A 13,981-nucleotide genomic window follows, 5' to 3' on the forward strand; every position below is an offset into this window, starting at 1 on the left:
TTCACCCCTTCCAGGATTTCCATGAATTTCGACTCGTATTCCGCGTCAGTTAGGGTGGGGCGGATGGCGGTATTTGCCGGCGGTGGGGTGGGTGGGGTTGGGTATCCGAATATTCGCTGAAATAGTCGTTTGAAGAATTGCAGAATTTTGTTTAGCATTTGTGCGGTTTTGAGGGTGGGGTATTTTCTATTTTATATAGCGGTTCTCAAGCGTGGCGAGGTATGGGGGCAAGTCCTATGCCCTATGCCCACGGAGGCCTATGCCCACGGAGGCCTATGCCCGCCAGAGCACCTCATGTTACTGAGAAAGGCTATAGCAATTATCAAAAGTAGGATTACATATATATTGTCGGCGATATCTGTAGGGACACGGCACTGCCGTGTCCGGGATTGCGACGCACAGCGAACAATCATTAATCTACTTTAAAAGCGGATAATACAGTTCTCCAGTTGAGTTGATATAACCGGCCCTATTGCCCGCTAGATTCCCCGTTCCCATAAATACGTCAACTCTCCCCGCACCTTTGATTGCACCGCCAGTATCCTGATCCAAAACGTACCGATTCACGGCATTTTGTTCGAGTTGTCCCGCCGCATTCGGATAAGGGAGTTTTGTACTAATTAATGCTAGTGCGCCGGGGGGCATTAAGGCTTTGTCCGTGGCGATCGACCTTTCGGCAGTTACTGGCACTCCAATGCTGCCCGTGGGCAGTGCTCCGTTGGTTTCCCGGAAGAATACAAAGCTTTCATTTTTCGGCAAATACTTGTCCATATCTGCGGGAAATTTGGTGAAATATTCCGTTAGTTTCGGCAAATTTAACTCTTCTAAAGTAAACTTTCCGTCTTTAACTAATTCTCGCCCGACTCCTGTATAACTGTGACTGGTTTTGCCGGCGAAACCGACTGTCATGACGCCGCCATCTGTTAGCTGCAATCTCGCAGAACCTTGGACGTGCACGAGAAATGCTTGGAATCGATCGCGCAACCAAACTAATTCTAATCCTCGCAGCAATCCTTTGCTTGCCTGCAAAGCATCTGCCCCTTCCAAATCTAATCTTGTCGGGTGAGGTTTCGGCCAAGATGCCATGTTTGGCGGCATCCGGTACAGGGGATAACGGTATTCGGAATTAGGCGTGCGAGATGCTGCATAAGTCGGCTCGAAATAACCGGTAAATGCTACTGTTCCTTTGCCGTCTTTGCCCGTGGATTTGTAAAATACAAACTCGCGCTTGACAGATTCCTGAAGTTGTGCTGGGGTGGTGGAACTGACAACTAATTGGCGGAATCGATCGAGGGAACGCCGAACTCGATCGCGCGTAACTTCTGCTACTGGATAGCGGCTGTAAGCAGTGGCGGCGGCCGATGTATCGAGATAGCGGAGGCTGTTGTCGATCGAGTTTAACAGCAATTGGCGATCGCCCGGTTTGCCATTTTCGCCCCAGATTTGAGCGTCAAAGGCGAGATTCTCCGACTCGCCAGCTTGCAATTGATTTAGACTAATTGGTTCCAGCGGCCGGGCTGCAATGGCGGGCACCGAAAAAGCGATCGCCAAAACGCAACAGGCGATCGCTAATAGCTGATAGCGAAAAATCTTGCTCAATTTCCAATCTTCCCTACTCAATTGATTATTTTCCTTATTCATCGTATCGTTCGACGCTAGAAGTAAATATCGGTTCTACGCGAATTGCGATCACGCTGGTAGGCCGAACTACCATGTATTCGCCTTGAATATTTTTGATCGGGACGTTAAGAAATTCTCTTGAATCTTGTTTCGGCACTAGCGTACTGCTGTACCACTTTTGAAAATCTGCCAGCGTTGCGAAACGTACTTCTTCGCGATGGCCGCCATCAAGCAGCAGGTGTACCGAATATTCGCTTGGTGTTCTAGGCATAGGAGATGGGGAGAGTTGTTGGAGGACGATCTAAAATCTCAAATCTAAAATTGATGTGGTCGCCCTCAAGCAGCAGGTGCACGGAATATTTGCACTTGAGTTCTAGGCATAAGCTGCTACGCATCTAAATTGAATACAGAGACGGGCAGGATGCCCGTCCCACAAGAATTGTAGAAAAACTGACTGTCAAATTAGATGCGCAACAGCTTATCTCTATTTTTGATTTTTGATTTTAAGCTTTTGGAACGATTCCATATTTTACATCTTCCTCGGCGCATTCCGTCATCTAGTAGGTTGGGTTGAGCCAGAGGGGGAGGGGGAGAGGCGGAGAGTGGGAGAGTGGGAGAGGGGGAGACGGGGGAGACGGGGGAGGGTGAAAATCTCAATCTAAAATCTAAAATCTAAAATCTAAAATCGATTGACGGCGGCCCCCATCTGCGGCTACGCTGTGAAAATAAGGCTGCTTTCCTCAAAGAGGAAGCAGCCCGCGTCGCTCAAAAACCTAGTTGCACTGCCCAAAGCTGCTCGAACAGCAATGGACAGCTAACCGCCAAACTGAAAGTACCAGTATGGAGGCTAATTGAGAATTTTAACATTCTCTGTAGCCGCCCTGCTCTGTGTTAAAGTGCGGGGCGGCTGGGTTTTTGGGTTTTCCTAGAAAACCAAAAACCAGGAGACCATATTATGTCACAGGAATTCGTGCCTGACGATAACTTTTCCGCGCGTCCAAATGACGCCTCAGCAGTATCGGAACAGGAAGTCGTGCGGATAACGGTTGTCGGTTCCCGCGCCGCCGTGTTAGAAACCATCCACACCTTGTACCGGCTGGGATTTGCCCAAGTCGGGGATTGGAGCCCGCCGCAGCGAGGTGCAAAGCCGGGACAAGTGATAAGTAGACCTCTTGCAAAAGTCCTTTTCATAAATTTATTGGACGGGCTCTTCGGCCCATCCCACAAGAAAAAATAATTCTTGTGGGATGGGCATCTTGCCCGTCCTAGTTATTTTTGCAAGAGGTCTAGTGTACTCATTCGCCGATCGCGCAAAGCCTAAAAATAGGATAAATACGGTAGGGACACGGGGCCCGACCGTGTCCTCCATCGCCGCGTCTAGATGGCTGGATATCTGATTAGACCTCTTGCAAAAATAAATAGGATGGGCCGAAGAGCCCGTCCCACAAGAAAAAATAACTCTTGTGGGATGGGCCGAAGAGCCCGTCCCATCAATTGATCAAAAGGATTTTTGCAAGAGGTCTATTGTCACATCCTGGGAGGGCGATGGCGTCGGGCCCTCCCCCGTTCTACGGGAAATTTCATCATCCAACCCGGTTAATTTTAGCGGTTCCCCACAGCTAGGACACGCCTTGGCCTAAGTCTCTACAATGATTGATGGGGCGGAATACACGGATTGTGTATTTTAGAACACGATTTGACCGCAACACTTAAAATAGTCTGGATTTACCGATCGACTGCACCCTTTTCTCATCACTATTTTTGGTTAGCTGGGGGTGTCTGTGGGCCGGTGTTGCGAGGTTCTGCTTCCAAAATGCTGATAATGGTGCACAATTTCAAATTAACAACAAAACTGGCACTATTTTGAGTAAGCTCTTGGTGGAACAGCTCAAAAAGCCTATTTCTAAGAGTGATGCAAAATATCAAATTAATCCTCAACCTTGTCCAATTACCAAATACGAACCTATGCCCCGTCGCCAAGACTTAAAAAAGATTCTTCTCATTGGTTCCGGCCCAATTGTTATCGGTCAAGCGTGCGAATTTGACTATTCAGGGACACAAGCTTGCAAAGCTTTGCGAGAAGAAGGCTTTGAAGTAGTGTTGGTGAATTCCAACCCTGCAACGATTATGACCGATCCGGAAACTGCCGATCGCATTTACATCGAACCTCTAACGCCGGCCATCCTCGAACAAATCATCGCTAAAGAAAGACCTCAAGCAATTTTACCGACTATGGGCGGTCAAACGGCGCTAAATTTAGCAGTGGCAGTCGCTAAAAATGGCGTCTTAGAAAAGTACAACGTCGAGTTGATTGGCGCTAAGTTGCCAGCAATTGAAATGGCAGAAGACAGGCTATTATTTAAGGAAGCGATGGCGCGAATTGGCGTCGCCGTTTGCCCTTCTGGAATTGCCAACACTCTCGACGAAGCCAAAGCAATTGGCCACCAAATCGGCAGTTATCCGTTAATTATTCGTCCTGCTTTTACAATGGGTGGGACGGGAGGCGGCATTTCTTACAATCAAGAAGAGTTTGAAGAAATGGCACAAGGCGGGATAGACGCCAGTCCGGTATCGCAAATTTTGATCGAACAATCTTTGATTGGTTGGAAAGAGTACGAACTGGAAGTGATGCGGGATTTGGCAGATAATGTGGTGATTATTTGTTCGATCGAGAATCTCGACCCGATGGGCGTTCACACCGGCGATTCTATCACCGTCGCCCCGGCGCAAACTCTCACAGACAAAGAATATCAGCGCCTGCGGGATGCTTCGATTAAAATTATCCGCGAAATCGGAGTTGAAACCGGCGGTTCCAACATTCAATTTGCTGTCAATCCAGTCAACGGAGATTTTATCGTTATTGAAATGAACCCTCGGGTTTCCCGTTCCTCCGCCTTGGCCTCGAAAGCAACTGGTTTCCCCATTGCAAAAATGGCGGCAAAATTAGCGGTAGGTTACAGCCTAGACGAAATTTCCAACGATATCACCAAGAAAACTCCGGCGTCTTTTGAGCCGACAATTGACTACGTGGTGACGAAGATTCCCCGATTTGCCTTTGAAAAGTTCCCCGGTTCCGAACCGACTCTGACAACGCAAATGAAGTCAGTTGGCGAGGTAATGGCGATCGGGCGCAGCTTCAATGAATCTTTCCAAAAAGCGCTGCGGGGATTAGAAACTGGCCGCGCGGGTTTCGGGTGCGATAAACCGGAAAAGTTGCCGAGTTTGGAACAAATTCGCGCCGGATTGCGGACGCCAAATCCCGATCGCATTTTTACAGTCCGCCACGCGATGATGATGGGAATGTCGGTGGAAGATATCTTTGAGTTCACAGCAATTGACCCTTGGTTTTTGGATAAAATGCAGGAATTGCTGGAAACTGAGAAGTTCTTAAAACGAACCAGGTTGCAAGACTTGACAAAAGACACGATGTTTGAAGTAAAGCAGTTGGGATTTAGCGATCGCCAAATTGCTTACGCCACCAAAACATCGGAAGATCAAGTCCGCGCTTACCGCAAACAGTTAGGCGTAGTGCCGATTTACAAAACAGTCGATACCTGTGCGGCTGAATTTGAAGCGTTTACACCGTATTATTATTCCACCTACGAAGTGGGAGCGGCAATTTGGGACTTGGGCGATGAAGAAAAGAAGGTTTCACCTGTAAGCCACAGTCTCGCGCCGGAGTCGGAAGTTTTGCCTTCTAGCAAGCCAAAGGTGATGATTTTAGGCGGCGGGCCGAACCGGATCGGACAGGGAATTGAGTTTGATTACTGCTGCTGTCACGCTTCCTATTCCCTAGGAGAAGACGGGTTTGAGACAATTATGGTCAACTCGAACCCGGAGACGGTTTCGACAGATTACGATACGAGCGATCGCCTGTATTTTGAACCGCTGACAAAAGAAGATGTTCTCAACATCATCGAAGCCGAAAATCCCGAGGGCATAATCATTCAGTTTGGCGGACAAACGCCGCTAAAATTGGCGCTTCCTTTACAAAAAGCCCTGGAAAATCACCCCGATGTACAAACAAAAATCTGGGGAACTTCGCCGGATTCCATTGATACTGCTGAAGACAGGGAGCGATTTGAAAAGATTCTACGGGAGTTGGATATTCAGCAAGCTGTTAACGGGTTGGCGCGCAGTTTTGAGGATGCTTTAATAGTAGCTCAACGGATCGGTTATCCGGTGGTGGTGCGACCGAGTTACGTGTTGGGCGGGCGAGCAATGGAAATTGTTTATTCCGATACGGAATTGGAACGTTACATGACCTATGCCGTCCTGGTAGAACCTGAGCATCCGATTTTAATTGATAAGTTTTTGGAGAATGCGATCGAGGTGGATGTAGATGCGATCGCCGATGTTACTGGGAATGTGACCATCGGCGGTATTATGGAACACATCGAGGAAGCGGGAATCCACTCCGGCGACTCTGCTTGTTCTATCCCTTACCAAACGCTTTCTGCCTCCGCTTTAGAAACAATCCGCCGCTGGACTGTAGATTTAGCAAAATCTCTGAAAGTGATCGGGTTGATGAACATTCAATTTGCTGTTCAAGGGGAAGAAGTTTTCATTTTGGAAGCTAACCCGCGCGCTTCTCGGACAGTACCTTTCGTGTCCAAGGCGATCGGAGTTCCCTTAGCAAAAATCGCGTCACGAGTCATGTCCGGCAAAACTCTAAAAGCTTTGGGTTTTACTGAAGAGATTATACCCACTCATGTTTCGGTAAAAGAAGCAGTATTGCCCTTTGCTAAGTTCCCGGGCGCTGATACCTTGTTAGGGCCAGAAATGCGATCGACTGGCGAAGTAATGGGAATTGACACCGATTTTGGCAAAGCATTTGCCAAAGCTCAACTCGGCGCCGGACAACTGATGCCGCTGTCGGGAACCGTTCTGGTTTCAATGCGCGATCGGGACAAACTAGCAGTTGTACCAGTTATCAAGGAATTCTTAGAATTGGGTTTCAAAGTAGTCGCAACCCACGGGACACGCAAAGTTTTGCGAGAGCAAGGTTTAGAGGTAGATTTGGAATTGAAACTGCACGAAGGGCGGCCGAATTTGTTGGATTCGATCAAGAATGAAAAAATTCAACTAATTATCACCACACCTTCGGGCGAAGAATCCCGAGCCGACGGAATCTTTATCCGCCGCACAGCTTTGACTTACAAAATCCCGATTATTACGACAATAGCCGGTGCCAAAGCGACTGCAGCGGGAATTCGATCGCTCAAATCCCACCCGATGGAAGTAAAAGCAATTCAAGACTATTACCCGCAAACCTAGAGCGCGCAACACCCAAACTTAGGGTGTGCAGTGCGCACCTTACCCACAACGTAGGGTGCGCACCGCGCACCGCCCAAACGTAGGGTGCGCACCACCACAACCTAATCTGCATCGGCATCCAAAACCCCGCTCGACAGCATCAACCTCGGCCAAACCAACAAGAAAAACCCCATCCAAGCCAATAAAGGAATCGCGACTAAAACAGTTATCCAAACAGTTTTTAACAAAAACCAACTACCCGAAATCAGACTCGTGCCTGTCAAAAGAATAGACCAAGGCTGACACCACCACGGTTTGTAATTCCAAGGACTAATAGCTTTTTTTTCCGAAACAGATTTCATATTTATTTTCAGTGATTTTTTATAGATAATAATCTGGCTAGCTGGATTAACCGAATTTAAACATTCATCACCTCTTCTGCTGTCAGCGTTAATTCTGGAAAAGTCCGCGATACAATTCGTTCACTGCCTTTAAACGCGCTTCTTTGATAGTTGCCCTCTGCATCCAAAAGGTGAACAAATATAGTTGGAACTTTGGGATTTCCCAGGAATTCCCTACTACCAATTGCTAAGTAATCGACTATCCAATATTCTCTAATTCCCAAACGCCGATACTCGTCCAATTTGTCTATATAATCGTCCTCCCAATTTGTTGATGTTACTTCCACTGCCAGTTGGATTGGTTCCCGTAAGGCAGAATAAGCAGAACGGTTCGAGCGCCACAAATCGCGATCGATTACGCTGACATCCGGTCTCCGCCCTTGTTCGATTCCGGCTTTAGTTACAGTTCTGATAACGGCGGTATTGTTGACTACATAATTAAAACTTAGTCGCCGGATTTCATCATTGAAGCCAAATAACAGGAAATTAGCAACATCATCATGATTTCTTGTGGAATTCATCTCTACAATTTCTCCATTTACCAGTTCATAGCGTCCATCTTCTGGACATTCTACAAGGAATTGGTCAAAGGTTAATTTCTGTGTGACTGTTGCAATCATAAGATTTATCCCTATTTTGCAGTAATACTATTAGTCTATATTACCACAGGTCGGAAGAAATTAATTTTTTTGACGGCCGACATCCAATTCTCAAATCTAAAATATACAATCAAAAATCTCAAATCGATTCACGTAAATGGTAAAATGCGATCGCCCTAGCAATTTGCACTTAAATTTGTTACAGACTTGATAGAGTAAAGTAACAAACCTAGAAATCGAGCCACTCCCAGGTCAACCCCGAACCATGAGACTAGACGAAGCCGTAGAATTTGCCGAAAACCCAGAGCCGCGCTGTCCCTGCGTCCTCCTGCTGGACACCTCCGGCTCCATGCAAGGCGCACCCATAGATGCCTTGAATGAGGGGCTGGAAATCTTTAGGAATGACCTAATTAAAGACGAACTAGCTAAAAAGCGAGTCGAAGTGGCGATTATTTCATTTGACAATCATATCAAAGTCGTGCAAGACTTCGTGACCGCCGACCAGTTCGAGACGCCACTGCTGACAGCTCAAGGACAAACCCACATGGGCGCAGGCATTCAGCTAGCGCTAGACACCATTGCCGCCCGTAAATCCGAATACCGCAACAACGGCATTACCTACTACCGCCCGTGGGTATTTATGATTACCGATGGCGAACCTCAAGGCGAATCAGACGATGTTGTGGAAATAGCAGCACAGCGGATTAAAGAGGAAGAAACTAATAAGCGCGTGGCATTTTTTGCAGTCGGAGTGGAAGGTGCTAATATCACTCGTCTCGCGCAAATTGTCGAGCGCACGCCTGTAAAATTGAGAGGATTAGACTTTAGAGAGATGTTCATCTGGCTGTCGGCTAGTATGCAGAGAGTTTCTCACTCAAAAATTGACGAACAAGTAGCACTGCCGCCGCCCGGATGGGGAACAGTTTAGTCATTAGTCATTGGTAGTTAGTCATTAGTCAGCAGTCATTAGTCATTAGCAAGACACTCTGCAAAAGTGACTCTAAAGCAATGAATGCAGACTAATGATTAGTAAATCATATAAACAAACTCAGGATTTTTTGATATTTCCTGATTGAATTACTCCATCTCGATCGCCTCTTCCTTATGATGATTAACAACCACTAAATAATAACTAATGACCAATGACTAATGACTCTGGACTATTGACTAATTGGCAAGTTGTAGCGGCATCGGTGATAGGTACGAGCCACGAAAAACGATCGCAGCCCTGTCAAGATGCTCACTGCTGGCGCCTGTTGCCGAACGGTGTTTTAGCTGCAGCAGTTGCCGACGGCGCGGGCTCGGCAGCACTCGCAGAAGTAGGGGCGAAAATTGCTGTGGAAGCGGTTGTCGAAACGATTTGCCAGCAACGGGAAAGGCTGCCTCAAAATGACGACGAATGGCAGGTATTTTTGACAGCATCACTGCAAGTCGCGCGGGCGCAGGTGGAAGCAGAAGCGGCAGTGCGGGAAGTGGCTGCGAGAGATTTAGCCTGCACTTTAATTGCTGTTGTTGCTACGCCAGAATTAATCGCAGTTGCTCAAATCGGCGACGGTGCGGCGGTAGCAGGTGATAGTGCAGGAAATGCGATCGCCCTGACTGTACCTCCCTGCGGCGAATACATCAACGAAACCATTTTTTTGATTTCGCCGAATGCGATAGAAACAGCGCAATTTCATGTACTTCGGGAAAAACTCCGGCACTTGGCCGTTTTTTCCGACGGCTTGCAAATGCTAGCTCTCAAAATCCCAGAAGGCACACCGCACGGGCCGTTTTTTGCGCCTTTGTTTCGGTTTTCTGGCGAGTGGAAAGAAGAAGAAGATGCGAAACAGCAATTAGAGTCATTTTTGCGATCGCCCCGCGTTTCCGAACGCACCGATGATGACTTAACATTATTGTTAGCAACTTTTTCGAGCCATGTCTAGTCTGTTCAACTCCACTTACAAAAAGCGGATAAAAAATTATGACAGCTCAACCAATTAGTGCCCGAAGCTTGTTGCGAGAAACATTTGCTACTACGGGGCCTCTATACGCTCCCCTGTTGATAATCAACTCTCCCAGTTTGATATTTGCCGCGTTCAATAGTTTTGACAAGCTAGGTTCAGCAGGTGTTCCTTTCAATCTTATCTACTGGTTAGTGGTACTTCCTTTGTTGTCGGGAGCCATGATTTTCTACACTTACCGAAGTTTGACTCGAAATCAAGTAACTGTTGGTCAAGCTTTCAATCAAGCAAACAGAAGATTGCTGCCACTCATTGGGGTTTATATTATGTGTTTACTGCTGGTATTCGCTGGCTGCATCGCACTAATAATTCCCGGGCTTTATGTGTCATATCGCTTAATATTTTCCTTGTACGCTACCGTCATTGATAACTATTCAGTTATCGACAGTCTTAGCAGCAGTTGGGAATTAACTAAAGGGCGCTGGTGGTTAGTATTTCGCTCGTATTTTCTGATAGTTTGTGTGGCTTTTGTGCCAATACTTTTGATTGTCATATTAATCAGTTCGACGGGAAATTTGCTAGTATCTAAGCTTGTGGGTAATCTACTCGGATTTTTAGCCGGAGCGTTGATGAATGTTTATTTGGTTTTATTGTACCTGCGCCTGCGGGAATCGGCAGCAACTATTCAATAGACATCTCCTAAAAATCAAGTCAAGGGCTGTCAGGATACCTACCCCACAAAAATTGTTAGCGCTGTCTCGCAAGCGGTGAAAATTTGGCGCGGTTCTATAATAAAATCGAGGTGTCTACAATTCTGCTTTAATTTGTACAGTAGGTCGTCATTTGCAAGCACAAGAGATTAAGGATAAGCTCAACTCCCTAATTAGCGACGCAGATCTAATAGATCCGAGTTTAGCGAGAAGATTGGATGAAATCAATCGCTGGGTGAAAGATGTTAAACCCGGTTCGCTAACTGCTAAAAAATTTGTGATGGCTTTTTTGCTGCAGCTTATCCGAGATTCTCAGGTTTGGCTGGCCATTCAATCTCTACCTTCGGAAAGAGAACAGCAAGCCGCGTTTGAGTTAATGACTCCGGGGGAAAGGTATTGGTACAGCTATCTATTTCCTAAATGGCTGAGCGAAAACGATCGCAAATTTTACATTTGGAAACAAAAATTGAAAGCTGGTAAATTTGATCCGGCTGATGATCTCGTCATTCGAGCGATCGCCGCCCGAATTGTCGATCGCCAAGGCACTGTTTTGTATCGATATGTTGCTGATCTTTCTATGGCAACCGATTCGATCGTTAGCAACCGCCAACAGCAGCCCCTCTGCATTCAAGTGACTACTCTTTCGGATGAGTTCTCTGAACAAAAATATCAAAATTGGCAACAAACTCTTCAAGGTTGGGGGATTGACAGAGGATTATTTTTAAGTTATGATAGAAACGATGCAAATTTCCTGAATCAGTTAGTTAACATTGCATTATATAATAGTGATAATTTGCCTGCAGGTCGTTACCTCAAGTTCCCGTAAATCAAGCAGGTATGCTGCTGAGAATAGTTCGACTGCTCCCAACTCGGTGAAAAAGAAATTTTGACTAACTCACATATTGCACAATTCTCGAGAAGACCAAAAAATTAGCCCAGACAGCTTCCCGCACAAGGGAAGGCGATCGCAAGATTCTTCCTCCCCTTTTCTGGTTCCGTCCGGGGTCTGCCAGGCGGGGGCAACAGGCATAGGTGTCAATTTAATGTCAAACTTAGTATCGGTCGGCTGTTTGAGTATTAGGCCCTCGATCCCCCCTAGCCCCCATTCTAAAAGGGGAGACAGGAGTCTGCTTAAAGTTTCCCGACTATCAGGGGGATTTAGGGAGATCAAGACTCGGCTATAAACGAGAGATACAAAGGTTTTTAGGCGATTGTTGGCACGATGAAGGGCAACAGGTGCGGAGGAAGTCCTGGCTAAGCAACGGAAAGATTTACCACAGCAATCAATCTTGTCAAATAACTAGCAATTAGCTCTAAATTGAATGGAGATTTGATTTAATCGCGGTGAAATTGTTGGAAATAAAATCAAATTACATCAAAATCAAATACTATGACAGTACAAGGTACAAGCACCGTTGAAAATAATTTGCAAAAAGTCAGGGAAGAACTGGAAGCCGCCCGAGTAATGCAGGATGAATGGATGAATTACGGGGTAGATTTTGTGGATTTGTATGTTGAAGATGCTGGCGGTGATTGGTTGGAAAAGTGGGGAAAATGTGAAGAAGAATTAGAGCTAATAAAAATTAAAAAGGTAGATATTGAAGCAGTCAAAGCAGCGATCGACATTTCCAGCTTTCAGCAGACAAAACTGCTGGAAATCGCCTTGAATTGCCGTTACTATACCAGCGATTACTCGGACCGCCCCGAGGAGTCTCCCGCTTGGCAAGAGGTTAAGTACAAACGGCTGTCACTCTTAGGCGGAGCGATTTTGGGTGCTGTTGTTACCGATTACCTGTACCGCGAATATCCAGAACTCGCTCCAGATGCTATCTCAACCTTAAAAGCTCGTTTAGCAGGCCCGAAAAAACTTGCGGAATTTGTACAAAATTTGAAATTAAACGAACTCGGTTGGCGCGTCTGGAATCTGAAAGAAACCGAGGAAAGCGAGTACAATAGATTGGTTTCGGAGACTTTTGAGGCTTTGTTTGGCGCGATATACTTGGAGTACGATCGCGATTTTTTTCGTGGGGGAAACTGGCTGATTCAGCACTTGATTGAAGCAACTGTTAGCCAGCACCTGGATCTAACTCAGCGGCGGCTAATAGGGCCGGAAAATGAGGTAAAACGGCGGGAAATGCTGGGTGCAGATATTCTAGATGCGATCGCGATCGACTATTTGTACAACCGCTTTCCCGAACGCAACGCCAGCCAGCTAACTCGCTGGAAAAATATGTTAGTGGCTAAAAAGATTTTTCCCAAAGACTTTAAGGCAAAATTAGGCAGTCATTATCTGGAATTGGAGAGCAATTTTTCCCGTACCCGCGACTGGTTGGTGGATAACTTTATTAAAAGCGCAGTTGACGAACTGCTAGAGGAAACCCACACTCAACCAGAATATCTGATTGACAGTGCTAACCCTGAATCGCTACCAGAATTGGTCAGCCGGATTACAGACAAAAAGTGGAAAAATGAATTTGTGAGAGTTGTCAGCATTTTGCAACCTGCTGATGAACTTTTGCTGCTGATGCAAGAAAAATTAGACTGTATGGCTGCTAAAGATGAAACCTTGCAGCAGTTGCTAATCTGGGCAAATCACAAGTCTCAGTTAGTGCAAAGGAATTTCAAACCGGCGGAAATTCGCGCTTTTTATGTTGCCTTAGTTTGCGTCCTCGATTTGGCTTTGACTCGCGTCCTCGATCCGAGTCTGAAGTTTGATAGATCGAAAGTTCGCAAGTTGCGGAATTGTTTGGCAAAGGCTGGAAAAAATGTAGAATTGGCGGATGTTAACGAGTCTCTGAAATTGGCTTTTGATAATGATGTGGTGGGTATCTTGGTGGCTATCTTGGCGCTGGATGTTGAACCAGAACTTAAACAACTGCTGGCACAATTTCAGACTCAGATGCCTGATTTGCAAAACTGGAAAAAGTGGCGCAAAGAATTCGGTGGCTGTTGGCTGGCAAAATTCAAAACTGCGATCGGGTACAATCGAGACTTTCGTCCCCAACAGAAAACTTTGCTGAAACAATATTACTATGCCCAAAACTTGCTGGTGGAATGCCTCAACAGCGATAATTGTCAGGTGACACCGGCGGTCAGACAAAAAATTGAGGATAAAATGTTGTTATTGTCGGTGGATTTGAAGCTGGTTCACATCTCATTTGGATAGTGCGGACGGGCGGGACGCACATCCCACTAATGGAGGGACGGGCGGGACGCACATCCCACTAATGGAGGGACGGGCGGGACGCCCATCCCACCAACAGAAACAGGACGGGCGGGACGCACATCCCACTAATGGAGGGACGGGCGGGACGCCCATCCCACCAACAGAAACAGGACGGGCGGGACGCCCATCCCACCAACAGAAACAGGACGGGCGGGACGCCCATCCCACCAACAGAAACAGGACGGGCGGGGACGCCCATCACACCAAAAGAAACAGGACGGGCGGG

Annotated in this window: 11 protein-coding genes; 7 read left to right on the forward strand and 4 right to left on the reverse strand. The window is 46.7% G+C overall.

Annotation, left to right across the window (positions count from 1 at the left end):
- Positions 1-417 precede the first annotated feature (417 nt).
- Together mltA and ACUVJL_RS34065 are read right to left on the reverse strand one after the other, a co-directional pair.
- Positions 418-1,641, reverse strand: coding sequence for a murein transglycosylase A (gene mltA, locus ACUVJL_RS34060; protein WP_445249873.1), 1,224 nt, complete (start codon positions 1,639-1,641; stop codon positions 418-420).
- Entirely contained in the window at positions 1,634-1,891 is a 258-nt protein-coding gene (locus ACUVJL_RS34065; RefSeq protein WP_332953866.1) for a hypothetical protein, read from the reverse strand. Before ACUVJL_RS34065 ends, mltA begins: the two co-directional genes overlap by 8 nt.
- 684 nt (positions 1,892-2,575) lie before the next feature.
- Between ACUVJL_RS34065 and ACUVJL_RS34070 the strand changes: the two genes are divergently transcribed.
- Positions 2,576-2,857 carry a hypothetical protein gene (locus tag ACUVJL_RS34070; protein WP_445249874.1) on the forward strand — a complete coding sequence of 94 codons (282 nt, stop codon included), beginning with the start codon at positions 2,576-2,578 and terminating at the stop codon, positions 2,855-2,857.
- 728 nt (positions 2,858-3,585) lie between these two features.
- Positions 3,586-6,897: a carbamoyl-phosphate synthase large subunit gene (gene carB / locus ACUVJL_RS34075; RefSeq protein WP_445249881.1), complete on the forward strand. Its 3,312-nt coding sequence runs from the start codon at positions 3,586-3,588 to the stop codon at positions 6,895-6,897.
- 101 nt (positions 6,898-6,998) lie between these two features.
- Here carB and ACUVJL_RS34080 read toward each other — a convergent pair whose 3' ends face one another.
- Positions 6,999-7,238 (reverse strand): DUF6737 family protein, encoded by a 240-nt coding sequence (locus ACUVJL_RS34080; protein WP_445249875.1) that lies wholly within the window; start codon positions 7,236-7,238, stop codon positions 6,999-7,001.
- A 56-nt stretch (positions 7,239-7,294) separates the two neighbouring features.
- On the reverse strand, positions 7,295-7,897 hold the full coding sequence (locus ACUVJL_RS34085) for a Uma2 family endonuclease (protein WP_445249876.1): 603 nt from the start codon (positions 7,895-7,897) through the stop codon (positions 7,295-7,297).
- A 244-nt stretch (positions 7,898-8,141) separates the two neighbouring features.
- Between ACUVJL_RS34085 and ACUVJL_RS34090 the strand changes: the two genes are divergently transcribed.
- The 5 genes from ACUVJL_RS34090 (at position 8,142) to ACUVJL_RS34110 (ending at position 13,695) form a co-directional block, all read left to right on the forward strand.
- Positions 8,142-8,804, forward strand: a complete 663-nt coding sequence (locus ACUVJL_RS34090) for a VWA domain-containing protein (RefSeq protein WP_332953856.1) — start codon at positions 8,142-8,144, stop codon at positions 8,802-8,804.
- A gap of 214 nt (positions 8,805-9,018) precedes the next feature.
- The gene (locus tag ACUVJL_RS34095; protein WP_445249877.1) at positions 9,019-9,801 is read left to right on the forward strand and encodes a PP2C family serine/threonine-protein phosphatase; all 783 of its coding nucleotides are present in this window, start codon (positions 9,019-9,021) and stop codon (positions 9,799-9,801) included.
- Positions 9,802-9,839: 38 nt separating this feature from the next.
- Entirely contained in the window at positions 9,840-10,511 is a 672-nt protein-coding gene (locus ACUVJL_RS34100; protein ID WP_445249878.1) for a hypothetical protein, read from the forward strand.
- A 151-nt stretch (positions 10,512-10,662) separates the two neighbouring features.
- Entirely contained in the window at positions 10,663-11,355 is a 693-nt protein-coding gene (locus ACUVJL_RS34105; RefSeq protein WP_445249879.1) for a hypothetical protein, read from the forward strand.
- Between the two features lie 564 nt (positions 11,356-11,919).
- On the forward strand, positions 11,920-13,695 hold the full coding sequence (locus ACUVJL_RS34110; protein ID WP_445249880.1) for an NACHT C-terminal helical domain 2-containing protein: 1,776 nt from the start codon (positions 11,920-11,922) through the stop codon (positions 13,693-13,695).
- The last annotated feature ends 286 nt before the right edge of the window (positions 13,696-13,981 follow it).

The sequence above is a fragment of the Microcoleus sp. OTE_8_concoct_300 genome, from assembly GCF_031383065.1.
Lineage (GTDB): Bacteria > Cyanobacteriota > Cyanobacteriia > Cyanobacteriales > Microcoleaceae > Microcoleus.